Origin of the sequence: Streptomyces sp. Ru72 (assembly GCF_002920635.1) — a bacterium.
Taxonomy (GTDB): domain Bacteria; phylum Actinomycetota; class Actinomycetes; order Streptomycetales; family Streptomycetaceae; genus Streptomyces.
The window spans coordinates 83,068-109,225 of the sequence record NZ_PQSR01000003.1; the positions used below are offsets into that span (position 1 = coordinate 83,068).

At 70.9% G+C, this 26,158-nt stretch carries 20 protein-coding genes, 1 tRNA gene, 1 pseudogene and 1 riboswitch; of the genes and pseudogenes, 15 read left to right on the forward strand and 7 right to left on the reverse strand.

The features are described from left to right. Nucleotides 1-48: 48 nt before the first annotated feature. The 10 genes from C3488_RS02525 (at nt 49) to C3488_RS02570 (ending at nt 12,188) form a co-directional block, all read left to right on the forward strand. On the forward strand, nt 49-1,056 hold the full coding sequence (locus C3488_RS02525) for a nucleoside triphosphate pyrophosphohydrolase (protein WP_103837628.1): 1,008 nt from the start codon (nt 49-51) through the stop codon (nt 1,054-1,056). Beyond that, entirely contained in the window at nt 1,053-2,354 is a 1,302-nt protein-coding gene (locus C3488_RS02530) for a cytochrome P450 (RefSeq protein WP_103837629.1), read from the forward strand. The genes C3488_RS02525 and C3488_RS02530 overlap by 4 nt, the downstream gene beginning before the upstream one ends. Nucleotides 2,355-2,536: 182 nt before the next feature. After that, nucleotides 2,537-3,559 (forward strand): transglycosylase family protein, encoded by a 1,023-nt coding sequence (locus tag C3488_RS02535; RefSeq protein ID WP_103837630.1) that lies wholly within the window; start codon nt 2,537-2,539, stop codon nt 3,557-3,559. 198 nt (nt 3,560-3,757) lie between these two features. Then, nucleotides 3,758-3,924: riboswitch (cyclic di-AMP (ydaO/yuaA leader) on the forward strand. Between the two features lie 4 nt (nt 3,925-3,928). After that, on the forward strand, nt 3,929-4,624 hold the full coding sequence (locus C3488_RS02540; RefSeq protein WP_103837631.1) for a transglycosylase family protein: 696 nt from the start codon (nt 3,929-3,931) through the stop codon (nt 4,622-4,624). 415 nt (nt 4,625-5,039) lie between these two features. After that, nucleotides 5,040-6,326: a phosphopyruvate hydratase gene (eno, locus tag C3488_RS02545; RefSeq protein ID WP_103837632.1), complete on the forward strand. Its 1,287-nt coding sequence runs from the start codon at nt 5,040-5,042 to the stop codon at nt 6,324-6,326. A gap of 119 nt (nt 6,327-6,445) precedes the next feature. Further along, a complete protein-coding gene (locus tag C3488_RS02550) occupies nt 6,446-6,955 on the forward strand; it encodes a septum formation initiator family protein (RefSeq protein WP_181138852.1) in 510 nt (169 codons plus the stop codon). A 65-nt stretch (nt 6,956-7,020) separates the two neighbouring features. Next, nucleotides 7,021-7,560 (forward strand): DUF501 domain-containing protein, encoded by a 540-nt coding sequence (locus C3488_RS02555; protein WP_103837634.1) that lies wholly within the window; start codon nt 7,021-7,023, stop codon nt 7,558-7,560. Then, nucleotides 7,557-8,522 carry a Ppx/GppA phosphatase family protein gene (locus tag C3488_RS02560; protein WP_103837635.1) on the forward strand — a complete coding sequence of 322 codons (966 nt, stop codon included), beginning with the start codon at nt 7,557-7,559 and terminating at the stop codon, nt 8,520-8,522. Before C3488_RS02555 ends, C3488_RS02560 begins: the two co-directional genes overlap by 4 nt. A 783-nt stretch (nt 8,523-9,305) precedes the next feature. Further along, complete coding sequence (locus tag C3488_RS02565; protein WP_103837636.1) at nt 9,306-10,688, forward strand: NAD(P)/FAD-dependent oxidoreductase; 1,383 nt, start codon at nt 9,306-9,308, stop codon at nt 10,686-10,688. 204 nt (nt 10,689-10,892) lie between these two features. Continuing rightward, a complete protein-coding gene (locus C3488_RS02570; protein WP_103837637.1) occupies nt 10,893-12,188 on the forward strand; it encodes a cyclopropane-fatty-acyl-phospholipid synthase family protein in 1,296 nt (431 codons plus the stop codon). A gap of 63 nt (nt 12,189-12,251) precedes the next feature. Here the strand turns inward: C3488_RS02570 and C3488_RS02575 are convergent, their stop codons facing one another. Continuing rightward, nucleotides 12,252-14,783, reverse strand: a complete 2,532-nt coding sequence (locus tag C3488_RS02575; protein ID WP_103837638.1) for an ABC transporter permease — start codon at nt 14,781-14,783, stop codon at nt 12,252-12,254. Between the two features lie 164 nt (nt 14,784-14,947). Continuing rightward, complete coding sequence (locus tag C3488_RS02580; RefSeq protein WP_374955393.1) at nt 14,948-15,766, reverse strand: ABC transporter ATP-binding protein; 819 nt, start codon at nt 15,764-15,766, stop codon at nt 14,948-14,950. Between the two features lie 366 nt (nt 15,767-16,132). Between C3488_RS02580 and C3488_RS02585 the strand changes: the two genes are divergently transcribed. Next, nucleotides 16,133-16,216: transfer RNA gene (locus C3488_RS02585), tRNA-Leu, on the forward strand. Nucleotides 16,217-16,316: 100 nt separating this feature from the next. Here C3488_RS02585 and C3488_RS02590 read toward each other — a convergent pair. Further along, nucleotides 16,317-16,799 (reverse strand): hypothetical protein, encoded by a 483-nt coding sequence (locus tag C3488_RS02590; protein WP_103837640.1) that lies wholly within the window; start codon nt 16,797-16,799, stop codon nt 16,317-16,319. Between the two features lie 350 nt (nt 16,800-17,149). Here C3488_RS02590 and C3488_RS02595 point away from each other — a divergent pair, with 350 nt between their 5' ends. Together C3488_RS02595 and C3488_RS02600 are read left to right on the forward strand one after the other, a co-directional pair. Beyond that, nucleotides 17,150-18,325 (forward strand): 4-hydroxybenzoate 3-monooxygenase, encoded by a 1,176-nt coding sequence (locus C3488_RS02595; protein WP_103837641.1) that lies wholly within the window; start codon nt 17,150-17,152, stop codon nt 18,323-18,325. A 285-nt stretch (nt 18,326-18,610) separates the two neighbouring features. Continuing rightward, nucleotides 18,611-19,514 (forward strand): annotated as a pseudogene (locus C3488_RS02600) (Bax inhibitor-1/YccA family protein). Nucleotides 19,515-19,611: 97 nt separating this feature from the next. Here the strand turns inward: C3488_RS02600 and C3488_RS02605 are convergent. After that, a complete protein-coding gene (locus C3488_RS02605; protein ID WP_103837699.1) occupies nt 19,612-19,839 on the reverse strand; it encodes a DUF4287 domain-containing protein in 228 nt (75 codons plus the stop codon). Nucleotides 19,840-19,940: 101 nt separating this feature from the next. Between C3488_RS02605 and C3488_RS02610 the strand changes: the two genes are divergently transcribed. Continuing rightward, a complete protein-coding gene (locus tag C3488_RS02610) occupies nt 19,941-20,252 on the forward strand; it encodes a hypothetical protein (RefSeq protein ID WP_181138853.1) in 312 nt (103 codons plus the stop codon). A gap of 123 nt (nt 20,253-20,375) precedes the next feature. Here the strand turns inward: C3488_RS02610 and C3488_RS02615 are convergent, their stop codons facing one another. The 3 genes from C3488_RS02615 to C3488_RS02625 all read right to left on the reverse strand — a co-directional run bounded on the left by C3488_RS02615 (nt 20,376) and on the right by C3488_RS02625 (nt 24,101). Next, a complete protein-coding gene (locus tag C3488_RS02615) occupies nt 20,376-21,173 on the reverse strand; it encodes a hypothetical protein (protein WP_103837642.1) in 798 nt (265 codons plus the stop codon). A gap of 266 nt (nt 21,174-21,439) precedes the next feature. Further along, nucleotides 21,440-22,660, reverse strand: a complete 1,221-nt coding sequence (locus tag C3488_RS02620) for an acetyl-CoA C-acetyltransferase (RefSeq protein WP_103837643.1) — start codon at nt 22,658-22,660, stop codon at nt 21,440-21,442. Nucleotides 22,661-23,066: 406 nt separating this feature from the next. Next, nucleotides 23,067-24,101: an SGNH/GDSL hydrolase family protein gene (locus C3488_RS02625; RefSeq protein ID WP_103837644.1), complete on the reverse strand. Its 1,035-nt coding sequence runs from the start codon at nt 24,099-24,101 to the stop codon at nt 23,067-23,069. A gap of 198 nt (nt 24,102-24,299) precedes the next feature. Between C3488_RS02625 and C3488_RS02630 the strand changes: the two genes are divergently transcribed. Then, nucleotides 24,300-25,688, forward strand: a complete 1,389-nt coding sequence (locus C3488_RS02630) for a cystathionine beta-synthase (RefSeq protein WP_103837645.1) — start codon at nt 24,300-24,302, stop codon at nt 25,686-25,688. Nucleotides 25,689-26,158: the final 470 nt, after the last annotated feature.

The following is a 26,158-nucleotide window of genomic DNA, read 5'->3' on the forward strand; positions in this document are numbered from 1 at the left end:
CTGTGGACGACTCCGGGGGCCGTCCGTGGCGTGCGTTACGTTCGGAGGGTGAACGCAACCAGCTTCGAAGCGGCCCCGGGACCGGAGGCGACCGCCGAGCCCGGCCGGATCGTCCTGCTCACCACCAGCCACCGGGTCGCGCCCGGTCTCCTGTCCTGGCCCGCCTGGCAGGCGCTGCACGCCGCCGACCGGGTCCTGTGCGCGGACGGCGCGCACCCGCAGCTGCCCTATCTGCGCGAGGCGGGCATAGCGGTCGAGGAGGCCGCCCCGAGCGCACAGGAGCTGGTCGACGCCTGCGCCGGCGGCCGCACGGTGGTCGTCGTCGCCACGGGCGAGGGCGAGCCCGCGCTGACGGACGGCCTGGCGCGCCTCGCCGGATCGGGCCGCGTCCACATGCCGGAGCTGGAGCTGCTGCCCGCGTCGTACGACCTCCCGGGCGCCCGTCTCCTGGACCTGGTGCAGGTCATGGACCGCATTCGCGCCGAGTGTCCCTGGTCGTCCCGGCAGACGCACCTGGGCCTGGCCAAGTACGGCATCGAGGAGGCGTACGAACTGGTCGAGGCCATCGAGGCGGGCGACCGCGAGGAGCTGCGCGAGGAGCTGGGCGACGTCCTGCTCCAGGTCGTCTTCCACGCCCGGATCGCCGAGGAGCACCCGGACGCGCCTTTCTCCATCGACGACGTGGCGGGCGGCATCGTCGCCAAGCTCATCCACCGCCACCCGCACGTGTTCGGGGACGAGACCGCGACGACGCCGGAGGAGGTGAAGGAGCACTGGCTGCGTACCAAAGCGGTCGAGAAGCGGCGCACGTCGGTGACGGAGGGCATCCCGCTCGGCCAGCCGGGCCTCGCCCTCGCCGCGAAGCTGCACTCCCGCGTCCGCACGGCTGGCCTCGATGTCCCGCTGCCGCAGGGCGACGGCATCGGATACGAGCTGCTGGCGCTGGCCGCACGCGCGGAGGCGGAGGGCGTGGACCCGGAGGCGGCCCTGCGCGCGGCGGCACGCGCGTACCGGGACGCGATCCGGGAGGTGGAGAGCGGGGGCTCGGAGCAGTGAACGGCCAGACCGCCTCTCCCGCTCCCGAACTGTTCTCCTGGGAGTTCGCCGCCGACCCGTACCCCGCCTACGCCTGGCTCCGCGAGCACGCCCCCGTCCACCGGACGAGGCTGCCGAGCGGTGTCGAGGCCTGGCTGGTCACCCGGTACGCGGATGCCAAGCAGGCCCTCGCCGACCAGCGGCTGAGCAAGAACCCGGCGCATCACGACGAGCCCGCGCACGCCAAGGGCAAGACCGGCATCCCCGGCGAGCGCAAGGCCGAGCTGATGACGCATCTGCTCAACATCGACCCGCCGGACCACACCCGGCTGCGCCGGCTCGTCTCCAAGGCCTTCACGCCCCGGCGCGTAGCGGAGTTCGCGCCGCGGGTCCAGGAACTCACCGACCATCTCATCGACCGGTTCGCGGGCGCAGGAGAGGCCGACCTCATCCACGAGTTCGCCTTCCCGCTCCCCATCTACGCCATCTGCGACATGCTCGGCGTCCCGCGGGAGGACCAGGACGACTTCCGGGACTGGGCCGGGATGATGATCCGGCACGGGGGAGGACCACGAGGCGGTGTCGCGCGGTCGGTGAAGAAGATGCGCGGCTACCTCGCCGACCTCATCCACCGCAAGCGCCTGGCGCTCCCCGCCGAGCCCGGCCCCGGTGAGGACCTCATCTCCGGGCTCATCCGCGCCTCCGACCACGGCGAGCACCTCACCGAGAACGAGGCCGCCGCGATGGCCTTCATCCTGCTCTTCGCCGGGTTCGAGACCACCGTCAACCTCATCGGGAACGGCACGTTCGCGCTCCTCCAGCACCCCGGGCAGCGGGCCCGTCTGCAGCGGTCGCTCGCCGCGGGGGAACGCGACCTGCTCGAGACCGGCGTCGAGGAGCTGCTGCGCTACGACGGGCCGGTGGAGCTGGCCACCTGGCGGTTCGCCACGCGGCCGCTGACCATCGGCGGGCAGGACATCGCCCCCGGCGACCCCGTCCTGGTGGTCCTGGCCGCCGCGGACCGGGACCCGGCGCGGTTCGCCGACCCGGACGTCCTGGACCTCTCCCGCCGCGACAACCAGCACCTCGGGTACGGGCACGGCATCCACTACTGCCTGGGCGCGCCCCTGGCACGCCTGGAGGGACAGACGGCGCTCGCCACGCTCCTGACCCGCCTGCCGGACCTGCGGCTCGCGGTCGACCCGTCCGACCTGCGCCGGCGCGGCGGACTCATCATGCGGGGCCTGCGCACGCTGCCCGTGGCGTTCACACCGGTACCGGAGAAAGGGCACGAAGCTCCCGTCGGCATCCGGACATGACAGGGCGAACACGACGATGGTCACAAGAAGGTGACAGGATCTCACCTCTGTGATCTTCACGTGATCTGCGCTGCATTAACTTGTGACAAGCGATCTAGTGCCGATACGTTCACGCAGCAACGCGGCGGTTCGCACGCCACGGCCGTCGCGTCGGTCGATGCTGTCGTGTGAAAGGCAACCGCATGCTCTCCGGGAACGGTCGTCACCGTCGCCCCCGTCAGGCTCCGGCCCTCCTCGTCGCGGCAGGGGTGACCGGATCAGCGATCGCGATCCCGCTGCTCGGCGCCACCGGCGCGAGCGCGGCCACCGGCACCACCTGGGACCAGGTCGCGGAGTGCGTCAGCGGCGGCTCATGGAGCGCGGACACCGGCAACGGCCGCTACGGCGGGTTGCAGTTGACGCAGGACGACTGGGACAAGTACGGCGGTCTCGACTACGCGCCGAGCCCTGACCAGGCGAGCCGCTCGCAGCAGATCGCCGTCGCCGAGAAGGTCCTGGCGGCCCGGGGTGTCGGGGTCTGGGGGGCCTGCGGCCTGTTGAACGGTCTGAGCAAGGACTCCGGCTCCGCCGACGTCGACACCGGTGTGGCCGGGGACTCGCGGTCAGGCGGCGGATCTTCCTCCGATTCCGGCCTCGACTCCGGTCTCGACTCCGGTCTCGGGTCCGGCCTTGACTCCGGTCTGTCCGACTCGTCCGGATCATCCGCGTCGACCGCTCCGTCGCCTTCTTCATCCTCTTCGTCCGCTTCACCCTCCTCGTCCTCGCCCTCGTCCCGGGCGTCGACCGCCGGCACCGCCAAGCCCGCACAGGGGTCCGGTGGTGCGCCGACAGCCACGACGAAGAGCTCTGAGTCGGACAATTCCGCACAGAACAATGCCTCGACCGGGGCGGGTTCGGCCGCGGCCTCGAGTGCCGGCCGTCATCGCGGCGACAGTGCCGACGAGAGTGCCGCGGACGGCCGTACGTCGGACGCGTCCGGTCGGCACGCCTCGCGTGGCGCCACGGGTGCGCGCGACGCCGTCGACGGCTCGTACACCGTCCGCCCCGGGGACAATCTGTCGTCCATCGCCGACTCCCTTGACCTCAGCGGCGGATGGACGGCGCTGTACGAGGCGAACAAGCAGACGGTCGGTGCCGACCCGAACCTCATCCTTCCCGGTCAGAGCCTTGCGCTCGACGCCGCCCCGGCCCGCGACTCGTCCTGAACTGCCCGTTCCGTGGCGGAAGTTCACGACCCGCTTCGCGCCCAATGTCCCGTTTGGTGAAAGTGAGATATGGGTCTCATAAGCCCTGATCGTCTTTGAAATTCCGGCGATCGACTGCTTACGGTCGTGATCGCTCGCCACAGCGAGCCCCTGCGGTCGCAACGCCGAATCCTGCCAGCGGCCGTACGGGAACAGTCGTCGCGTCAAGCGCCGTAGGCAGGAGCGGGGGACCCAAGGTAGGCGCCGCGTCCGGGAGTTGACCGGAAGCGGCTCGGGGTGAAGCCGTGTCCCGCAAGGGGCACGGCCGGGCAACTCAACCGGCCCGAACCCGACAGCTCACCTCGCAGGCGTCGGTGAGGGGAACGAACCATGCTGTGTTCCGGCAACGGCAAGCACCGCCGCCCGTCCAAGGCCACCCGTGCCGTCGCGCTCGCCGGTGTCGCCGGCGCTGCCATCGCCGGCCCGCTCCTCGCGGCCGGGAACGCCTCCGCGGCCACCGCCGCCCAGTGGGACGCCGTCGCCCAGTGCGAGTCCGGCGGCAACTGGCACATCAACACCGGCAACGGCTTCTACGGCGGTCTGCAGTTCACGAACTCCACCTGGGCCGCGTACGGCGGCACCGCCTACGCCTCCCGGGCCGACCTGGCCACCAAGGGCCAGCAGATAGCCGTCGCCGAGAAGGTCCTCGCGGGCCAGGGCAAGGGCGCCTGGCCGGTGTGCGGCAAGGGCCTGACCAACGCCGCGTACAACGGTTCCGCGGCCGCCGGCTCCTCGAGCGGCGCGAAGAGCACCACCAAGAAGAGCGCCACCACCCGCTCGACCGGGCAGTCGGCGGCCAACCGCTCCGCGCAGCGCCCGGCGCCGCAGAAGACCGTCACCACCCCGACCGGCCAGAAGGTCAAGAAGGGCGACGGCGAGTACAAGGTGGTCAAGGGCGACACCCTCAGCTCGATCGCCGCGAGCCACCACGTCCGGGGCGGCTGGGAGAAGCTCTTCGAGCTGAACAAGAACATCATCCAGGACGCCGACCTGATCTACCCGGGCCAGCAGCTGCACCTGAAGTGACGGCCACCCGGTAGCCCGGTCACAGGCCCCTCCCGGCCATGACTCCCGATGCGGGGGTCATGCCCGGGAGGGCCCGCCCCCGTCCCCACGGACTCCCCGCTCCGGTGCGTTTTCCCCCGTACGCACCGGAGCGGGGCTTTTGCTGTCCAGCCCCTTGGCTGCCCGGCGCCTCTTCGCTGCTCGGTCTGTTCCCTGTCCGGCCTCTTCGCTGCCCGGACCGTTCCCTGCCCGGCCACGCGAATTTCACCGGACCCTTCCCCGGGTCTTTGTTCCGAGCGGGAACAATGTGTACCGTCACCCTGTCCACGGGACGGTCGGTAGGCCGGCCGACAGCCCGGGGCGGTTAGGCTCTAGTCGCAAGGCACAGCCGCAAGGCAGACAGCCCCGCACTTCCAGCGTCACATCCAAGAAGGAGATGCTCGTGCCGTCCATCGACGTCGTCGTAGCCCGGGAAATCCTGGACTCCCGAGGCAACCCCACGGTCGAGGTCGAGGTCGGCCTCGACGACGGCAGCACGGGTCGTGCCGCCGTCCCGTCTGGCGCCTCCACCGGCGCCTTCGAGGCCATCGAGCTCCGCGACGGTGACCCCAACCGCTACCAGGGCAAGGGCGTCGAGAAGGCCGTCCTCGCCGTCATCGAGCAGATCGGCCCGGAGCTGGTCGGCTACGACGCCACCGAACAGCGCCTGATCGACCAGGCGATGATGGACCTGGACGCCACCGACAACAAGGGCTCCCTCGGCGCCAACGCGATCCTCGGCGTCTCCCTCGCCGTCGCCCACGCCGCCTCCGAGGCCAGCGACCTGCCCCTGTTCCGCTACCTGGGCGGCCCGAACGCGCACCTGCTGCCGGTGCCGATGATGAACATCCTCAACGGCGGCTCGCACGCCGACTCCAACGTGGACATCCAGGAGTTCATGATCGCTCCGATCGGCGCGGAGTCCTTCTCCGAGGCGCTGCGCTGGGGCACCGAGGTCTACCACACGCTGAAGAAGGTCCTGAAGAGCAAGGGCCTGGCCACCGGCCTCGGCGACGAGGGCGGCTTCGCCCCGAACCTCGGCTCCAACCGTGAGGCCCTCGACCTGATCCTCGAGGCCGTCAAGGAGGCCGGCTACGCCCCCGGTCAGCAGATCGCGCTCGCGCTCGACGTGGCCGCCTCCGAGTTCTACAAGGACGGCAAGTACCTCTTCGAGGGCAAGGAGCGCTCCGCCGCCGAGATGACGGAGTACTACGAGGAGCTCGTCGCGGCCTACCCGCTCGTCTCCATCGAGGACCCGCTGTTCGAGGACGACTGGGCCGGCTGGAAGGTCATCACCGACAAGCTCGGCGACAAGGTCCAGCTGGTCGGCGACGACCTGTTCGTCACCAACCCCGAGCGCCTGGCCCGCGGCATCGAGGAGGGCGCCGCCAACGCCCTGCTGGTCAAGGTCAACCAGATCGGCTCGCTGACCGAGACCCTGGACGCCGTCGAGCTGGCCCAGCGCAACGGCTTCAAGTGCATGATGTCCCACCGCTCCGGCGAGACCGAGGACGTCACCATCGCCGACCTGGCCGTCGCCACCAACTGCGGCCAGATCAAGACCGGCGCCCCGGCCCGCTCCGAGCGCGTCGCCAAGTACAACCAGCTGCTGCGCATCGAGGAGATCCTCGACGACGCCGCGGTGTACGCCGGCCGCTCGGCCTTCCCGCGCTTCAAGGGCTGAGACGAGGCAAGCCGCAGGTACAAGCCCGAGCAAGGCTTGGCCGGTCGTACATACGTCCCCGTACTCGGTCCCGTACCGTGTGCGGGGACGTACGCGCGTGTGAAGGGGAGGCGGGAGACATGGCCGGGAAGGACCGCGACCGGTTCTCCACCGCGACCAGGCTCAGGCTGCTCGGCGAGCAGACGGCCGCGCGGGTCTACCGCTCCCAGACCCGGCGCCAGGCCCGCCGCTCCCGGCTCACCGGCCGGGCCGCGCTCCTCGCCCTCGTCCTGTGCTCGCTGATCGTGGCACTGGCCTACCCGATGCGGCAGTACGTCTCCCAGCGCGGCGAGATCGCCGACCTGGAGCGGCAGCAGGGGGAGGCCCGCAAGCGCGTCGAACAACTGCGCGACCTGAAGGCGCGCTGGCAGGACGACGCCTACGCGGAGCAGCAGATCCGGCAGCGGCTGCACTATGTGATGCCGGGGGAGACCGGCTACATCGTGATCGACCCGGACGCGGCGAAGCCTTCGCGCGCGGACCGGGCGACGGCCGTTCGCCCCTGGTACGCCGGCCTCTGGGACGGGGTGGACAGGGCCGACGCGGCGGACAGGGCCGATGGTCCGGCCGGTGAGCGCACCACGCCCTGACGCGCCCGTCACGCACCCGGACGCACCCCGACGCACCCATGAGAAAGACAGCCCGAAAGAGAGCCATGGAAACCCCTCCGCCGCCCACCCCGCGCACCGAGCCGACGGACGCGGACGTCGAGGCCGTCAAGCAGCAACTCGGGCGCCCGCCGCGCGGGCTGCGCGCGATCGCGCACCGGTGCCCCTGCGGGCAGCCGGACGTCGTGGAGACGGCGCCGCGGCTCCCCGACGGCACTCCGTTCCCGACGACGTACTACCTGACGTGCCCGAAGGCGGCCTCCGCGATCGGCACGCTGGAGGCCGACGGCGTCATGAAGGAGATGACCGAGCGCCTGGCCACGGACCCGGAACTGGCCGCCGCCTACCGTGCCGCGCACGAGGACTACATCGCCCGCCGCGACGCCATCGAGGTCCTGGAGGGCTTCCCCAGCGCGGGCGGCATGCCGGACCGGGTGAAGTGCCTGCACGTCCTCGTGGGGCACTCCCTGGCCGCGGGACCGGGCGTCAACCCGCTCGGCGACGAGGCGATCGCGATGCTGCCGGAGTGGTGGCGCAAGGGTTCGTGTGTGGAGGTCGAGGCCGTTTCCGAGGAGGACGCCAAGTGACGCGGGTCGCCGCCATCGACTGCGGTACGAACTCCATCCGGCTCCTGGTCGCGGACGCGACCGTGTCCGACAGCGCCTCGGGCGCGGGCGCGACCGGTGAGCTGGTCGACCTGGACCGGCGGATGACCATCGTCCGGCTGGGGCAGGGCGTGGACCGCACCGGACGTCTGGCGCCCGAGGCGCTGGAGCGCACGTTCGCCGCCTGCCGGGAGTACGCCGAGGTCATCAAGGAGCACGGCGCCGAGCGGATCCGGTTCGTCGCCACGTCCGCCTCCCGGGACGCGGAGAACCGGGACGAGTTCGTCCGTGGGGTGGTGGACATCCTCGGCGTCGAGCCGGAGGTCATCACCGGCGACCAGGAGGCGGAGTTCTCCTTCACGGGGGCGACCCGGGAGCTGATGGGCCGTACGGATCTGGCCACGCCGTTCCTGGTGGTCGACATCGGCGGCGGCTCCACGGAGTTCGTCGTCGGCGACGGCCATGTGCGCGCCGCGCGGTCCGTGGACATCGGCTGCGTCCGTATGACCGAGCGGCACCTCGTTCGGGGCGGGGTGGTCACCGACCCGCCGACCGAGGAGCAGATCGCGGCCATACGGTCCGACATCGAGGCGGCGCTGGACCTGGCGGAGCAGACGGTTCCGCTGCGGGAGGCACACACGCTGGTGGGTCTCGCGGGGTCGGTCACCACGGTCTCGGCGATCGCCCAGGACCTCCCGGAGTACGACTCGACGCGGATCCACCACTCCCGGATCTCCCGCGACCGGGTGCGGGAGATCACAAGTGCGCTGCTCCACTCCACGCACGCCGAGCGCGCGGCGATCCCGTCGATGCACCCGGGCCGCGTGGACGTCATCGGCGCGGGCGCCCTCGTACTGCTGGCGATCATGGAACGGATCGACGCGACCGAGGTCGTGGTCAGCGAACACGACATCCTCGACGGCATCGCCTGGTCGATCGCGTAACCACCGCCGCCCCCTGAACTCGACCCCAGGGGGCGGCTCCCGGACGGCGCCGCGGAGCGGGTAGGGCGGTCGTCGACCGGCGCGGTGGCCGACGCCGGCGCCGTGTCCCCTCCCGGATCTTCCGCGTGGTCCTACGGCGAGGGCTCGCCGCCGACGGGCCCTGTGCCCGCGAAGTCGGCTGTGCCCGGTGGCGCGCACATGAGCCCGCGCTCAGCGAGTCGTCCTCAGGGTCGCCCCCAGGCCCCCGAGCGGCCGCGACCCCGCTCCGCGCCCCGCGGCCCCACGGAGCCCGACTCCTCCCTCCCGCCGCCACCCTGACGGGCCCTCACGTGTCCTCATGGCGAGATTTTCCTACCCGTCGGTAGCCTCTGTTGAGCAGGTTGGGTAACGTATGAGCGAGGTCCCGGGGGCCTTCCCGGCTCCCGGCCGACGCGCCGCCAGAAAACTTCGTGAAGTTCTTCACAAGAGAAACGCCCCTGCTGGGCGACGATTCGCGGCCGTTGGGCCGTCCGTGTGGCTCATGGGGTCTTGGAGGCTGCTCGCACGAGCGCGTCGAAGGGTGTCCTCAGGGGCTCGGAGGGACCCTGCGCGGAGCACCGGTGGGGCGCTTCCGAACCCGGAAGGGCAGCTCACGCGGCCTTGACAACGGACAGTTCCCCCCGGGCCGCACTACCGGGGACCATGACGTGGGTCACGTGGGCGGCGGAGTGTAGCAGATACCCCACCCAAGCTTGTGAAGGGGCGCACGAGCCACCCCCCTGAGGCGGGTGGATACTCGATGGCATGAGCACCACGGAGCGTCCCAGGATCCTCGTAGTAGGCGGTGGGTACGTAGGCCTGTACGCAGCTCGTCGCATTCTGAAGAAGATGCGCTACGGCGAGGCGACCGTCACGGTCGTCGACCCGCGCTCGTACATGACCTACCAGCCCTTCCTCCCCGAAGCCGCCGCCGGCAGCATCTCCCCCCGGCACGTCGTCGTCCCGCTGCGACGCGTGCTGCCGAAGGCGGAGGTCCTCACCGGTCGGGTCACCACCATCGACCAGGACCGCAAGGTCGCCACGATCGCCCCGCTCGTCGGCGAGGCGTACGAGCTGCCCTTCGACTACCTGGTCATCGCGCTCGGCGCGGTCTCCCGCACCTTCCCGATCCCCGGCCTCGCCGAGCAGGGCATCGGCATGAAGGGCATCGAGGAGTCCATCGGCCTGCGCAACCACGTTCTCGAGCAGCTCGACAAGGCCGACTCCACGACCGACGAGGAGATCCGCCGCAAGGCGCTCACCTTCGTCTTCATCGGCGGCGGCTTCGCCGGTGCCGAGACCATCGGCGAGGTCGAGGACATGGCCCGGGACGCGGCCAAGTACTACAAGAACGTGTCCCGCGAGGACATGCGCTTCATCCTCGTCGACGCCGCCGACAAGATCCTCCCCGAGGTCGGCCCCAAGCTCGGCAAGTACGGCAAGGAGCACCTCGAGGGCCGCGGCGTCGAGGTCTACCTGTCCACCTCCATGGAGTCCTGCGTCGACGGCCACGTGGTGCTCAAGAACGGCCTCGAGGTCGACTCCAACACCATCGTGTGGACCGCGGGCGTCAAGCCCAACCCGGCGCTGGCCCGCTTCGGCCTGCCGCTCGGCCCGCGCGGTCACGTCGACTGCGAGCCCACGCTCCAGGTCAAGGGCACGGACTACATCTGGGCCGCCGGTGACAACGCCCAGGTGCCCGACCTCGCCGCCCGCAAGGCCGGTGTGGAGAACGCCTGGTGCCCGCCCAACGCCCAGCACGCGCTGCGCCAGGCCAAGGTGCTCGGCGACAACGTGGTCTCCGGTATGCGGGGCTTCCCGCAGAAGGACTACAGCCACGCCAACAAGGGCGCGGTCGCGGGCCTCGGCCTGCACAAGGGCGTCGCGATGATCGTCATGGGCAAGATGAAGATCAAGCTCAAGGGCCGCCTCGCCTGGTACATGCACCGCGGCTACCACGGTCTGGCCATGCCGACCTGGAACCGGAAGATCCGCATCTTCGCCGACTGGACGCTGGGCATGTTCCTCAAACGCGAGGTCGTCTCGCTCGGCGCGATCGAGTCTCCGCGCGAGGAGTTCTACGAGGCCGCCAAGCCGGCCCCGGTCGCCGCCGCGCCCAAGTCGGAGCAGAAGGCCAAGGCCTCCTGACCCCCGGTCACCGACAGCGCCCGAAGGGGCCGCCCGCCATCCGTGGTGCGGGCGGCCCCTTCGGCGTAGCCGGGCCCGCGCCCCTTCGCGGAGTGCACAGGCATTTTGCACAGCCGTAACGCCAACGGGGGACTGCGGCCGAGCCCCGCAGATGTTTACGTGGTGTCGGACATTCCGGGATCCCCCGTCACGGAGGTGTGCACCATGGCAGACGCCGCGCTGCGGCTGAAGAGCCTCGTCGAACAGATCCTGGGAGCCCCGCTCCCCGTGCGCCTCCGCGCCTGGGACGGCTCCGAGGCGGGGCCTCCGGGCGCTCCCGCCCTCGTCGTGCGCAACCGCCGCGCCCTGCGCCGCCTGCTGTGGAAGCCGGGCGAACTGGGCCTCGCCCGCGCCTGGGTCGCCGGGGACCTGGGCATCGACGGCGACCTGTACACCACCCTCGACCTCATGGCCGGCCTGATCTGGGAACGCGGAGAGGACGCCCGTACCCTCACCCAGGCGCTCCGGGACCCCGACGTCCGCGCCGCCGTCCGCGGCCTCGTGAAGCTGGCCGGGCCCTTCCCACCACCCGCGCCGCCCCGCGAGGAGGTCCGCAGGGTCCGCGGCCACCTGCACACCCGGCGCACCGACAAGCGCGCCATCAGCCACCACTACGACGTCGGCAACGACTTCTACGAGATCGTCCTCGGCCCGTCCATGGTGTACTCCTGCGCCTACTGGGAGTCGCCGGACGGCACCCTGGAGGACGCCCAGCGCGACAAGCTGGAACTCGTCTGCCGCAAGCTCGACCTGAAGCCCGGTCAGCGCCTCCTCGACGTCGGCTGCGGCTGGGGCTCCATGGCCGTCCACGCCGCCCGCGAGCACGGCGTGAGCGTCGTCGGCGTCACCCTCTCCCAGGAGCAGGCCGCCTACGCCCGCAAGCGGGTCGCCGACGAGGGCCTCACCGACCGCGTCGAGATCCGGGTGCAGGACTACCGCGACGTCGCCGACGGCCCCTACGACGCCATCTCCTCCATCGGCATGGCGGAACACGTCGGCGCGGAGAGATACCTGGAGTACGCCCGCGTTCTGCACGCCCTGCTCAAGCCCGGCGGGCGGCTGCTCAACCACCAGATCGCCCGGCGCCCCGAGCAGGACGAGTCCGCGTACTCGGTCGACGCGTTCATCGACGCCTACGTCTTCCCCGACGGCGAACTGGCACCCATCGGCACCACGGTCACCCAGCTGGAGCGCGCCGGGTTCGAGGTCCGGGACGTGGAGGCGCTGCGCGAGCACTACGGCCTCACCCTGCGTCGCTGGGTCGCCAACCTGGAGGCCGAGTGGGTGCGGGCGCAAGCGCTCACCAGCCCCGGCCGGGCCCGCGTCTGGCGCCTGTACATGGCGGCCTCGGCCCTGGCCTTCGAGCGCAACCGCATCGGCGTCAACCAGGTCCTCGCGGTGCGGACACCGGACTCGGGCGGGTCCGGGATGCCACTGCGGGCACGCACCTGGGGCGCGTGAGTCCCGCCCGTACGACGAAGGGGCCCCGTTCCGACGCGGAACGGGGCCCCGGCGCACGTGCCGCTACTCCGACTTGATCGCCGTCAGCATGTTCAGGCGCGCCGCGCGCCGGGCCGGCCACAGGGCGGCCAGGACGCCGACGACCGCGGCCAGCAGGAGGAACAGGGCCATCCGCGACCAGGGCAGGACCAGTTCGTACGTCGCCATCCTGGTGCCGAGCAGCTCACCGGCCGCCCAGCCGAAGAACACTCCGAGCCCGATGCCGAGCACCCCGCCGAACAGCGAGATGACGAGGGACTCAAGACGGACCATCCGCTTGATGCCCTTGCGGTCCAGGCCGATCGCGCGGAGCATCCCGATCTCCTGCGCACGCTCGAAGACGGACATGGCGAGGGTGTTGATGACACCGAGGACCGCGACGATCACTGCCATGGCGAGCAGGCCGTAGAGGATGTTCAGCATCAGCGTGAAGACCTGCGCGACGCTGTTGGAGATGTCCTTCTTGTCCTGCACCTCGATGGCCGGGTTGTCGCCGAGGGCCTTCACCAGCCGGTCCTTGGCCGAGGAGGAGGCGCCGCCGGACGTCTTCACCATCACCTGCATGTCGGACGGGTCGCTCTGGTGCGGGGAGAGCGTCGCGTTGTCCAGCATGATGCCGCGCATCATCTCGGTGCCCTGGTAGACGCCCGCGATCGTCAGCTGCTGCTTCCTGCCGTCCTCGTACGACACCGTGAACCGGGATCCGGCCGTCCAGTGGTGGGACGTGGCGGTGTCGGCGTCGACGACCACCTGGGTGCCGCCGACCGTGAAGGTGCCCTCGTCGAGCTTCAGGTCCGTCAGCTCGCCGATCGTGGCGCCGTTCACGCCGGTCAGGTACTCGGTCTGTCCGTCGATGCGGGAGGGCGCGTTGCGCAGCGGGCTGGTCGCGGTGACGCCTTCGGTCGACTTCAGGGTCCTCTCGACGTCGGGAGAGAGCGGGTAGCGGTTCGCCATGGACACCACGTAGTCCGCTTTGATCGCGGAGGACGCCATCTTGTCGATCGCGCTCTGCAGACTGCCCGCCATCACGGTCAGACCGGTGATCAGGGTCAGGCCGACCATCAGGGCGGAGGCGGTGGCCGCGGTGCGGCGCGGGTTGCGCACCGAGTTCTGCCTGGCCAGCTTGCCGGCGACACCGAAGACGCGCAGGACGGGCGCGGCGGCCGCGATCAGCGGGCGGGACAGCAGCGGCGTGAGGACGAAGACGCCGACGACCAGGAGGGCCGCGCCGAGGCCCATCGGGGCCTGGGCGTCCGAGGTGTCGTCCAACGTGGTGGCGTACACAACGGTGACGACGCCGGCGGCGGCCAGCAGGGCACCGAGCGTGTTCCGCAGGACCAGGGACTTGGTGGTGGCCTTCGCGTGGACGCTGCTCATCGCGGCGACCGGGGGGATCTTCGCGGCGCGGCGGCCGGGCAGCCAGGCGGCCAGCATCGTGATCAGGATGCCGACGGCGAGGGCGGTGGCGACCGTGCCGGGGGAGATGACGAGCGGCCCGTCCGGAACGCTGCCACCGAGCCTGCCCATCAGGGACCGCAGGCCCGCGCCGATGCCGATGCCGGCGACGAGCCCGGTGACGGCCGCGACCGCGCCGACCACGAACGCCTCGATGAGCACGGACCGGGTGACCTGGCGTCGGGAGGCGCCGACCGCCCGCAGCAGCGCCAGCTCCTTGGTGCGCTGGGCGACCAGCATCGTGAAGGTGTTGGCGATGATGAACGTGCCGACGAACAGCGCGATGCCCGCGAAGACCAGCAGCGAGCTGCGCAGACTGCTCGTCTGATCGGCGATCCGCGTGGCCTGGTCGTCGGCGAGCTGCTTGCCGGTGGTGGTGGAGGCGACGTCCTTGGGCAGGATGGCGTCGACCGCGTCCTGCAGCGCGGTCTGGCTGGTCCCCGGGGCGGCCTTCACATCGATCTCGTCGTACGAGCCGGCCTTGTGGAACAGCCGCTGGGCGGTCGCCGTGTCGAAGAGGGCGAGGCTGCCTCCGGCGGCGACGTTGCCGTCGTCGGTGGTGAAGATGCCGGCGATCCTGGGTGTCAGCACGGGCCCGTCGATGGAGAGCCGCACGGTGTCCCCGACCTCGAAGCCGGCGTGCTGCGCGGTGTGGGAGTCGATGAGGACCTCGTCCTGCCCCTTCGGCGCGTGCCCGCTGACGAGCGGGTACCGCGGGTCCTTGTCGCCCCAGTAGTTCCCGCCCTGGGACTGGAAGCCGCTGCCGATGAGCTTGCCGTCCTTGCCGGCGACGGCGGTGAAGCCGCTGACGACCCCGACGGCACTGTCGGCGCCGCGCACCTCGGCGGCCTTGTCGAGCAGCGCCTGTGTCAGCTTCGGCTCCTTGCCGACGGTGTCGCCGGTGTCGTTGCGGCTCTCGGGCTGGATGGCCACGTCCACGTGGTCGAAGCCCTTGGCGGAACTCTTCTGGTAGGCGTTCGAGATGGTGTTGGTGAACACCAGGGTGCCCGACACGAACGCCACGCCGAGCATCACGGCGAGCACGGTCATGAGCAGCCTGGCCTTGTGCGCGAGCACGTTGCGCAGGGCGGTACGGAACATGTGTCTGTCCAGGGCTTGGTTTGCTGGTGGTCCAGCCCGTCCCGGGGGCCCCTGCTCACAGAGCTCGGGGGAGTTCGAGGACGAGGCCGCAGGCCGATCGGGGTCTGGGGAGATCACAGGCCGATCGTGGGTCGGGGGCGCCACCGGAGCGGGGCGCAGCAGGGTCAGCTGGTGCGGCCCTTCCCGTCGAACCGCTTCATGCGGTCCAGCACCCCCTCCGCGCTCGGCCCGTGCAGTTCGTCCACGATCCGTCCGTCCGCCAGGAAGATCACCCGGTCCGCGTACGCCGCCGCCACCGGGTCATGGGTGACCATCACCACCGTCTGTCCCAGCTCCCGTACGGAGTTGCGCAGAAAGCCCAGCACCTCGGCGCCCGAACGGGAGTCCAGGTTCCCGGTGGGCTCGTCGCCGAAGATGATGTCCGGCTTGGACGCGAGCGCCCGTGCCACCGCCACGCGCTGCTGCTGACCACCGGACAGCTGTGCGGGCCGGTGGCTCAGCCGGTCCGACAGGCCGACCATCTGGATGACGATGTCCAGCCACTGCTTGTCCGGTTTGCGGCCCGCGATGTCCATCGGAAGGGTGATGTTCTCCAGCGCGGTCAGCGTCGGCAGCAGGTTGAACGCCTGGAAGATGAACCCGATCTTGTCCCGCCGCAACTTGGTGAGCTGCTTGTCCTTCAGCGCGCCCAGCTCGACGTCACCGATGCGCACGGAACCGGAGGAGAAGGAGTCGAGCCCGGCGACGCAGTGCATCAGCGTCGACTTGCCGGAGCCCGAGGGCCCCATGATCGCCGTGAACTGGGCCTGCTGGAAGTCGACGGTGACCCGGTCCAGGGCCACCACCTGGGTCTCGCCCTGACCGTAGACCTTCGACAGGTCCGTGGCGCGGGCGGCCACCGCGGTGGTCCGGTCGGCGAGGGAGGTGCTGGTCACGGGAGCTGCTCCTGTCGGGAAGGCGACGGCGAAGAGGACATGTCCCATCGTCGCGGCGCGCCGCCGCCGTGGAGTCAGCCGCTGTTCCGGTTCCCGGGGCAGCCTTCGGTCGGACCGCCGGGGCCCGCGTCATACCTGGGGATGACACGGGCCCCTGAGCCGCCGAGTGGGGAAAGCGGTTGTTCACCCGAAGTGGAATCGCTTCATCGCCCCTCCTTCAGGGCGGTGAAATTCCGTCATTTCGCATACAAGGGCCGCGCTTCCCCGAAAGGCTATTGGCAAGTGCGGATGGACCGTACCGGGTGCTGATGCACCCTCAGACGTCAATAAAATAAGACAACATCGCGTCCCGGGTCCGCTGTTCGAGGGATGCGTCCCGATAGGCTCGGACCGCTCGATGCGGAGCCCAGGCCTGCCCGGATGGTGGAATGCAGACACGGCGAGCTTAAACCTCGCTGCCCCTTCGCGGGCGTGCCGGTTCGAGTCCGGCTCCGGGCACTTCCCTGGCGTCACCGGCGGCCGGCCGCGAGGACGTCATCGCCATTCGTTGCCGGGCCGGGCGCCGGCTGTGCGGGCAGGTGGCACTCGGGGCGCGGGGTCAGAGGTACGTCTCGTCGAGGTGGGTCGCGGGCTTCGTGGTCACCGCTCCCGGCAACCGCAGTGAGAACCAGCCGACCTTGTGACCGAACAGCCAGACGAGTCCCAGATACAGGTTCGGGGCCACCTGGCGCACCTCGTCCCGTACACCCATGGCCAGCAGGGACGTCCGCGAGTAGTCGACGACGATGCAGTCCTTGCCGTCCAGCCGGCTCGGCCCCACTGAGACCTTCGCGATGAAGGCGAGCACGTCCAGGGGCGTGAACCGGTTGCTCAGATGGCCGTCCGGACTGAAGACCTTGCCCCGCCACAGGCCGAGGCTCACGAACACGGCGAGGAACCGGGCTCCCACCGATCCCGCCCAGGGCAGGATCGCCGTGCCCTCCAGCGGACCCCTCGGGATCCCGCCGGGCGGACTCGTGCAGAAGATGTCCTCGAGCCGCTGCTCCCCAGCCTTGAGCAGCTGGACCTCATCGAGTACCACCGCGTCCTCCCGACCGTCGCTCCCTGCCCAGGCCCCTGTCAGCTCCACCTTGGGCACGGCCGGCGCGGCCCACCACCGCTGATGAGCCGAACGGCTTTCGGGGCGGCCCCCGGTCGCGACAGTTCCGCTCGGCCGGAGGGCCTTTTCGCCGGCCGGCGTACCGAGTACCCCGGTCATGGACGAGCTGTGCCTCGGAAGGAAGGCGGGCAGCAGTCGTTGACAGGTGGGCCGTGCGGCCCGAGACTCTTGCGAGAGTGGTGAAATACTTTTCACTACGCGAACAATGCGGGGACGATACTGGGACCGGACTCGGCGGCGACCGGGGATCCGCGAGCGCGAAGGGGCGTCGGATGCGTACCACCGTCGGCATCATCGGAGCGGGACCCGCCGGGCTGCTGCTCGCGCGGCTGCTGCACAACGCCGGCATCGACTCCGTCGTGCTGGAGGCCCGCGACCGGGCCTATGTCGAGCGGCGCCAGCGGGCGGGGATCCTGGAGCAGGGGTCCGTGGACGTGCTGCGGGCGGCCGGGGCGGGCGAGCGCATGGACCGTGAGGGACTGCGGCACGACGGGATCGAGCTGCGTTTCGCGCGCCGCCGCCATCGCGTCGACTTCCCCGCGCTCACCGGCGGCCGCTCCGTGATGGTGTACGCGCAGACCGAGGTCTGCAAGGACCTCATCGCGCTCCAGCTCAAGGAGGGCGGCCCGCTGCTGTTCGAGGCCGAGGCGCTCGCCGTCGAGGGCGCCGAGGGCGACGACCCGCGGGTGCGCTTCCGGTACGAAGGGAGCGAGGACGTCCTGGAGTGCGAGTACGTCGTCGGGTGTGACGGCTTCTGGGGCGTGTCCCGCAAGGCGGTTCCCGCCGGACTGTCCCGCGTCTTCGAACGTACGTACCCATTTGGCTGGCTCGGCGTCCTCGCCGATGTCGCACCCTCGCACGACGAACTCGTCTACGCCCGCCACGACCGCGGCTTCGCCCTGCTGAGCATGCGCTCCCCGTCCGTTTCCAGGCTCTACCTCCAGGTGCCGGAGGGCACGGACGCCGAGGAGTGGGCCGACGAGGAGATCTGGGACGAGCTGGAGCGCCGCTTCGAGACCGCCGACGGCTGGACACTCGCCCGGGGTCCCATCGCCTCCAAGTCGGTGACCCCGATGCGCAGTTACGTCCACGAACCGATGCGCCACGGCAGGCTGTTCCTCGCCGGGGACGCCGCCCACATCGTGCCGCCCACCGGCGCCAAGGGACTCAATCTCGCCGTCGGCGACGTCGTCACCTTCGCGCGGGCGCTGACGCACCGGCATCAGACCGGCTCCGCCGAGCTGCTCGACGCCTACTCCGAGACCTGTCTGCGCCGTGTGTGGCAGGCCGAGCGGTTCTCGTACGAGATGACCACGCTGCTGCACCGCGCCCCGGATGCCACGCCGTTCGACGACCGCGTCCAACTGGCCCGGCTGGAACGGCTCACCACCTCGCGCGCGGCCGAGGCCGACCTCGCGGACGGGTACACGGGCTTTCCGCTGGGGTGACGTCCGGGGGGGACGACGCCCGCGGGCCGGCGTACGGGTGACGCGGGTGGCGTCACCTGTCCGGGCGAAGAAGGCTCTGGTCGCTCGCCCGGATGATCAGCGGCCGGTCTCGACTCTGTACCGGCTTCGTCATGGGTGAGGCGCATCCTCGCCGGGAATCACACCAACGCGTAGCGTGTTGCGTGCGATGAGGAGGGGAAGATCCTCCTCAAGCAGTACGGCCAATTCTTTGCCTGTCTATTACTCTTGAGCCAAGGCCACGCAGGGTGGTCATGGAGGAGTGAAATGAGGAGCAGCAACCCGGTCTTCTCGCGACGGGGGGTTCAGCCGCGACAACGGCTACGCGGGCTTCAACACCGCGCCGCAGGCCGGGGGAGCCGCCGTCGGCACGCAGGGCAACCCGTACGCGCAGAACCCTTACGCGGGCGGCAACCCCTACGCGCAGAACCCCTACGCGCAGGACCCGTACGGACAGCAGACGCAGTACGGCGCCCCGCCGCAGGCCCCGGCCGCCCCCGGCCGGATGACGATGGACGACGTCGTCATGCGCTCGGCGATGACGCTCGGCACGGTCGCCGTCGGCGCGATTCTCGCCTGGGCGCTGCTGCCGGTCTCGTCCACCAGCTTCGGCCTCGCGTTCGGTTCCGCGCTGGTCGCGTTCGTCCTGGCGATGGTGCAGTCCTTCAAGCGCACGCCGTCGCCCGCGCTGATCCTGGGGTACGCCGCCTTCGAGGGCGTCTTCCTCGGCGTCATCAGCGAGATGTACAACGCGCAGTGGAACGGCGCACCGTTCCAGGCCGTGCTCGGCACGATCGCGGTCTCGGGTGCCACCCTGCTCGTCTACAAGGCGGGCTGGATCCGCGTCACCGCGCGGTACGCCCGGATCGGCATGGCCATCGCCATCGCCTTCGTGCTGACCATGGCGGTCAACCTGCTGCTGGTCGCGTTCGGCGTCGCGCCGGACGGCGGGCTGCGCAGCATGGGCCCGCTGGGCGCGCTGGTCGGTGTCATCGCGATCCTGCTCGGCGCGTTCTTCCTGACGCTCGACTTCAAGCAGATCGAGGACGGGATCGCGTACGGGGCGCCGCGCCAGGAGGCGTGGCTGGCGGCGTTCGGCCTGACCATGACCCTGGTGTGGATCTACGTGGAGATGCTGCGGCTCGTCGCGATCTTCAGTAGCAACGACTAGTCGCCGCGGCGCGCTCCGGGATCCTTTCCGGCGGCGCTCCCGGCACCTTTGAAGGGCCCGTGAACCGTGGTTCACGGGCCCTTTCACTGTGCGCGGCTCAGATGAGTTTGCGCGCGGCCCTCCTCAGGTCGTACTCGTGGATGATCGCTTTGGCGTGGCCGTACGCGAGATTGTGCTCGTGCCGGAGCCAGCTGACCTTCTCCTCGAAGCAGAGAGCGGGGCCTTCGTCGACGGTTCGCAGCCAGTCGGAGACTTCACGACCGGTGCAGTGGGGGATGCGGGCGAGCAGATTGCGATGGGTCTCCTCGGAGAAGACTTGGGACATCGGCGCCTCCGGACGCACTCGATGAAGCCGGTCCTTCAGGTCACCGTGCCTGAGTGTTCGCCCGTTGGCAACAGTGCTGCCGCGACGCGTACGCTCGCCGCGTGCTTGATACGACGCCTTTGACCCGGGCCGTGGATCACTTCGCCGACCGGTTGCGGGCCGCTCCGCAGAGCCGGCTGCAACGGGGCGCGGCGGCCGAAGCGCTCGCTCTCGCCAGGGAGTTGGCCCGTCGCGCCCAGCTTCTGGAGGACCCCTCGGCCCAGCCGCGGGAGATGCCGGACGCGGGCATGTTCGCTGCCGCCGACCAGATCACGGTCGCCGGGCATGATCTGGCCATCGTCCTGCGGGACGAGAGGGAGCTCGCGCAGGCCGTGGCGCTGGTGGAGGAGGCGCAGAAGCGCGCAGGGGTGTGAGGAGGCACCACAACGCGCCGGGGTCGAGCGGACACCGGAACGCGCCTGGGCGGTACGGCCGATTCCCGCACCCCGGCGCGGCCCTTGCTGCGACGTGAGGGCGTGGTGGCGTGGTCGCGTTGACTACAGGGACGCGATGACGCGGTCCGCGAGGACGTAGACGGTCTCCTCGCCGCACGCGAACGTGAGGGCGTAGGCGCCCGAGAGGCCCGAGCCCCCGAGCAGGAACGGGCTGTGGCCGGCGGTCAGGGCCGCAGCCAGGCGCTCGGCGGTCTCGCGGTGGCCGGGGGTCATGCACAGCGTCGTACCGTCCGCGAAGACGTACACGTCCAGGGTGCCCAGCGGGCCCGGGCGGACGTCGGCGAGTTCGGTGCCGGCGTCGGCCAGCCTCTCCAGGCAGGCGACCGTGCGCTCGTGGTCGCCCGTGACGGGGGACGGGGTCGGGACGAAGTCGGGGTGCGAGGGGTGACGGCGGCGGGCGGCGGCCAGTTCGGGGGAGTCCCCGGGGAACTCCGTCTCGTCGGCGCCGGCCTCGGTCACCGGTTCCAGGCTGTCGTGCTCCAGGCCGGCGAAGTCCGCGGGACGGGGCAGGAAGAGCTCGTTGTCGGGCAGGCCGAACAGGGTGGGGGCGTCGGCGATGTCCCGGGCCTCCTGAGCGGCCCAGAAGGCGCGGGCCTCGGCCAGCTCGCGCTCCCGCTCCTCCGCGAGCGCCTCGGCCACGGCGGCGCGTATCTCCTCCGCGTCGGCGGCGGTGCGGGCGGCGGGCACCAGCCCGCGCACCTGCACGGCACGGCTCTCGGCGAGTTCTGCGTGCAGGGCCGCGACCTGCCGGCGCAGTGCCCGCACGCTGCGCAGGACGGCGACGCCCACGCCCGCGGTCGCGGCGGTGGTGAGCAGCAGAGCTATCGGCATGGCGCTCACTGACGTACTCCTGGTTCAAGGTCGGCCCCCGACTTCCTACATCAGCTTGAAGGGCGGACTAACCAGCTGTCAGTGCGTAACGTCACGAAACGGACATGAGGTGGCCCTCGATGTTTACCAGGAGGGCCCCTGCGACCTGCGGAAATACCCTTCGGAGGGAGATAGGTCACATCCTGGGGGAGATTGGGTTACAAAAAGGCCCGAAGCTCTGCCGGATCCTGGGAGCGGCGAGCTCCGGGCCGTCGCGCGGGCGGCGCGGGCGGAGGTCAGCTGAGGCGCTCGATGACCATGGCCATGCCCTGGCCGCCGCCGACGCACATCGTCTCCAGGCCGAACTGCTTGTCGTGCCACTGGAGAGAGTTGATCAGGGTGGCGGTGATGCGGGCGCCGGTCATGCCGAAGGGGTGGCCGACGGCGATGGCGCCGCCGTTGACGTTCAGCTTCTCCAGCGGGATGCCCAGGTCGCGGTAGGACGGGATCACCTGGGCGGCGAAGGCCTCGTTGATCTCGACGAGGTCGATGTCGTCGATGGTGAGGCCGGCGCGCTTGAGGGCCTGCTTGCTGGCCTCGACGGGACCGTAGCCCATGATCTCGGGGGACAGGCCGGACACACCCGTCGAGACGATCCGCGCGAGCGGCGTGAGCCCCAGCTCCCGGGCCTTGGTGTCGCTCATGATGACCAGGGCGGCGGCACCGTCGTTGAGGGGGCAGCAGTTGCCGGCGGTGACACGGCCGTCGGGCCGGAAGACGGGCTTGAGGCCGGCCACGGCCTCCAGGGTCACCCCGGGCCGCGGCCCGTCGTCCTTGCTGACGACCGTGCCGTCCGGGAGGGTCACCGGGGTGATCTCGCGCTCCCAGAAGCCCTTGGCGATGGCCTGCTCGGCGAGGTTCTGCGAGCGGACGCCGAACTCGTCCATCTCCTCGCGGGTGACGCCCTTGAGCCGGGCCAGGTTCTCCGCGGTCTGGCCCATCGCGATGTACGGGTCGGGCAGCAGGCCGTCCTCGCGCGGGTCGTGCCACTCGGCGCCCTCGGACTCGGCCACGGCGGCGGTACGGGCCTCGGCGTCGGCGAAGAGGGGGTTGTGGGTGTCGGGAAGGCCGTCGGAGGTGCCCTTGACGCTGCGGCTGACCATCTCGACGCCGGCGGAGATGAAGACGTCGCCCTCGCCGGCCTTGATGGCGTGCAGGGCCATGCGGGAGGTCTGGAGGGAGGAGGAACAGTACCGGGTGACGGTGCAGCCGGGGAGGTGATCCATCCCCATCTGCACGGCGACGATACGGCCGAGGTTGTGGCCCTGCTCGCCGCCGGGGAGGCCGCAGCCGAGCATCAGGTCGTCGATGTCCTTCGGGTCCAGAGCGGGGACCTTGTCGAGGGCGGCCTGGATGATCGTGGCGGTGAGGTCGTCCGGGCGGAGATCCTTCAGGGAGCCCTTGAAGGCACGGCCGATCGGGGAACGGGCGGTCGAGACGATGACGGCTTCGGGCATCACGGCTCCATTGCGCGAGGATGAGCAGGGCTGTGGGGGAAGTTACCCGTACGTACGGTGGAGGTCACGGGCATGGGCGTGTGACTCGGGCCGCAATTTTCTAAGCGCTTGCTTGGTCGTCCGGGCGGTTCGGCTGGAAACGGTGCGGGTGGGGTGGGCGTGCCGTCGCTGCGGGCAGCGCCCCAGGGCCCCGCTTGCGGCCTGCGGCCCAGTCCGTCGAACGCCGGAAGAGCCGACGGTGCGCGGCGGCACCGCTCGCGCGTCAGGAGGGTGGCGTGGGCAGGCAGGGCGGCTGCGCGCGGTGTGGGCGGTCGCGCAGTTCCCCGCGCCCCTTCCGGGACGGGAGCCCCGGCTGGGAGCACCCTGCTCTGACCCGGAGGCCGGGGGCGAGGGAACGCCCCCGGCGTCACACGGACGGTTCCGGGGCCGTCGTAGGGGCCGCCTCCGGTGTCGGCAGCCGGCGGCGACGGCGGCGCTTGAGCAGGGCCCACGGCCCCCGCGGTCCCGTCGGCACCGCGGCCGTGACCTCCGTGCCCGCCTCGTCCGCGGCCTCCGCCGCCGCCCGGGCCACCGGCAGGAAGCCCTCGCGCCGGGACGCGTCCGGGCGCTCCTCCTCAGCCGGCCACAGGCCGAGCGCCGCGCACACCGTGGGCAGGACCGCCATCGCCGCCGTGGCGTACCCCTCCGCCGAGGGGTGGTAGTTGTCGGGGCCGAACAGCTCCCGGGGGTTCGCCGCGAACTCCGGACCCAGCAGATCGCCCAGCGACACGGTCCGGCCGCCCTGCTCCACGACCCCGATCGTCTGGGCCGCGGCCAGTTGCCGGGAGGCCCGGCGGGCCAGCCACCGCAGCGGCTGCTGCACCGGCTCGATCGTGCCCAGGTCGGGACACGTGCCGACGACGACCTCCGCGCCCGCGGTCCGCAGGCGCCGTACCGCCGCCGACAGATACCGCACCGACCGCGTCGGTGGCATACGGTGCGTCACGTCGTTCGCGCCGATCATGATGACGCAGATGTCGGGGATCCGGTCGTGGACCGCGAGCGTCAGTGCCACCTGACGGTCCAGGTCGTCCGACTGCGCCCCGGGAAGGGCGACGACGCGCAGCTCCACCGGCCGTTCGGCCACCGCCGCCAGTCCCGATGCCAGCAGCGCCCCCGGCGTCTGCCGGGAGCGGTGCACGCCCTGCCCCGCGGCGGTGGAGTCGCCGAGCATCACCAGCCTCAGCGGTGGTTCGCCGAGGGCGCTGTAGCCACGTCCGTACAGGCCGTCCGCGCTCGGTGGGTGCGGGCTGTGTCCGTTGCCCACATGGCGCTTGGCCAACTGCACCTCGGCGACCAGCAACCCGACGGCGGCCGCCCCGACCAGGCCGATACCGCCGCCGCCGTACGCCGCGCCCGCCGCGATGCGCCGGGCCACTCTCGCCCTCGACATGCTCGACATGCGTCGCCGCCACCTCCTCGTAGCCGTACATCCAGTGCTTGCCCCGTACGCCCCGTCGCCCAATCTCAACGGTGCGTGAACGCCCGGGACGGCCCCTGCCCGAGGGCTCGTTCGCTCAGCGCACCCGTCCGGGCGGTACGAACGCTTACGCTGGCGGAACCATCACGACCACTACCTGTGCAGCAACCGGAGACAACGGTGCAATTCCACGACTCGATGATCAGCCTGGTCGGCAACACCCCGCTGGTCAGGCTCAACCGCGTGACCGCCGGCATCAAGGCGACCGTTCTCGCGAAGGTCGAGTACTTCAACCCCGGCGGTTCCGTCAAGGACCGCATCGCCCTGCGCATGATCGAGGCGGCCGAGCAGAGCGGCGAGCTGAAGCCGGGCGGCACGATCGTGGAGCCGACCAGCGGCAACACGGGCGTCGGCCTTGCGATCGTGGCCCAGCAGAAGGGCTACAAGTGCATCTTCGTCTGCCCGGACAAGGTCTCCACCGACAAGATCAACGTGCTGCGTGCGTACGGCGCCGAGGTGGTCGTGTGCCCGACGGCGGTGGCCCCGGAACACCCGGACTCCTACTACAACGTCTCCGACCGGCTCGTCCGTGAGACCCCCGGCGCCTGGAAGCCCGACCAGTACTCCAACCCCAACAACCCCCTGTCGCACTACCACTCCACCGGCCCCGAGCTGTGGGAGCAGACGGAGGGGAGGATCACCCACTTCGTCGCCGGCGTCGGCACCGGCGGCACCATCTCCGGCACCGGCCGCTACCTGAAGGACGTCAGCGACGGCCGGGTCAAGGTCGTCGGCGCCGACCCCGAGGGCTCGGTGTACTCCGGCGGCTCCGGGCGCCCGTACCTGGTCGAGGGCGTCGGTGAGGACTTCTGGCCGACCGCGTACGACCCCACCGTCGCCGACGAGATCATCCCCGTCTCCGACAAGGACTCCTTCCAGATGACCCGGCGGCTGGCCCGGGAGGAGGGCCTGCTGGTGGGCGGCTCCTGCGGCATGGCCGTCGTCGCCGCCCTGCGGGTCGCCGAGCGGCTCGGCCCGGACGACGTCGTGGTGGTGCTCCTGCCCGACAGCGGACGCGGGTACCTCAGCAAGATCTTCAACGACGAGTGGATGGCCGACTACGGCTTCCTCGAGGACACGGGCCCGAGCGCACGCGTCGGCGACGTGCTCAAGGACAAGGAGGGCGCCATCCCCTCCCTCGTCCACATGCACCCCGACGAAACCGTCGGTCAGGCCATCGAGGTGCTGCGCGAGTACGGCGTCTCGCAGATGCCGATCGTCAAGCCGGGCGCGGGTCACCCCGACGTGATGGCCGCCGAGGTCGTGGGCTCCGTCGTCGAGCGCGAGCTGCTGGCCGCGCTGTTCACCAAGCACGCCTCCCTCGACGACCCGCTGGAGAAGCACATGTCCCCGCCGCTGCCGCAGGTCGGCTCCGGTGAGCCGGTCGCGGACCTGATGTCGGTGCTCGGTGCGGCCGACGCGGCGATCGTCCTGGTCGAGGGCAAGCCGACCGGGGTGGTCAGCCGGCAGGACCTGCTGGCGTTCCTGGCCAAGGGCGGAAAGCAGTAGCGAACGTCCGGTGAACCGGGCGTGTCACCGGGGAACTTCCGGTGACGGGCGGGAACAACCGCTTCTCGGAAGTGGTACGAGCGCGTCACGTCCACGCAGCACCCGCTTAACACGGGTCCGGCACATTAGTCGGTGTCGGCAGGCGGCGGGAGCGGCTCCCCGCCCCGGCCGGCAACGAACGGCGCCAAGGACCTCCGGAGCGGCTCCCGGACCTCCACGGACGCCACGGACGCGCAAGCCCGGCCCTGACCCGGCCCGCGTCCCCCGCGGGGACCGCCGTCGTCCCGCCCCCCGGCGACGGGGGTGCGGCGGTCCCCGCGCATACCCCTCTGCGCCCTGATCCGGCGCCGCTCTCGCGGGCCCCTCTTTGCGCCTAAGCCGGCGCCGCTCTCGCGGGCCCCTCTTTGCGCCTGAGCCGGCGCCGCTCTCGCGGACCTGGTTGTTCGCCGTCGTGGTTGCTCAATTGATGG

Bases quoted from the DNA above. Each gene is read 5' to 3' on its own strand.
- C3488_RS02535 (WP_103837630.1), top strand. From the start codon at position 2,537: ATGCTCTCCGGGAACGGTCGTCACCGTCGCCCCCGTCAGGCTCCGGCC.
- C3488_RS02540 (WP_103837631.1), top strand. From the start codon at position 3,929: ATGCTGTGTTCCGGCAACGGCAAGCACCGCCGCCCGTCCAAGGCCACC.
- eno (WP_103837632.1), top strand. From the start codon at position 5,040: ATGCTCGTGCCGTCCATCGACGTCGTCGTAGCCCGGGAAATCCTGGAC.
- C3488_RS02550 (WP_181138852.1), top strand. From the start codon at position 6,446: ATGGCCGGGAAGGACCGCGACCGGTTCTCCACCGCGACCAGGCTCAGG.
- C3488_RS02555 (WP_103837634.1), top strand. From the start codon at position 7,021: ATGGAAACCCCTCCGCCGCCCACCCCGCGCACCGAGCCGACGGACGCG.
- C3488_RS02565 (WP_103837636.1), top strand. From the start codon at position 9,306: ATGAGCACCACGGAGCGTCCCAGGATCCTCGTAGTAGGCGGTGGGTAC.
- C3488_RS02570 (WP_103837637.1), top strand. From the start codon at position 10,893: ATGGCAGACGCCGCGCTGCGGCTGAAGAGCCTCGTCGAACAGATCCTG.
- C3488_RS02575 (WP_103837638.1), bottom strand. From the start codon at position 14,783: ATGTTCCGTACCGCCCTGCGCAACGTGCTCGCGCACAAGGCCAGGCTG.
- C3488_RS02580 (WP_374955393.1), bottom strand. From the start codon at position 15,766: ATGGGACATGTCCTCTTCGCCGTCGCCTTCCCGACAGGAGCAGCTCCC.
- C3488_RS02595 (WP_103837641.1), top strand. From the start codon at position 17,150: ATGCGTACCACCGTCGGCATCATCGGAGCGGGACCCGCCGGGCTGCTG.
- C3488_RS02605 (WP_103837699.1), bottom strand. From the start codon at position 19,839: ATGTCCCAAGTCTTCTCCGAGGAGACCCATCGCAATCTGCTCGCCCGC.
- C3488_RS02620 (WP_103837643.1), bottom strand. From the start codon at position 22,660: ATGCCCGAAGCCGTCATCGTCTCGACCGCCCGTTCCCCGATCGGCCGT.
- C3488_RS02625 (WP_103837644.1), bottom strand. From the start codon at position 24,101: ATGTCGAGCATGTCGAGGGCGAGAGTGGCCCGGCGCATCGCGGCGGGC.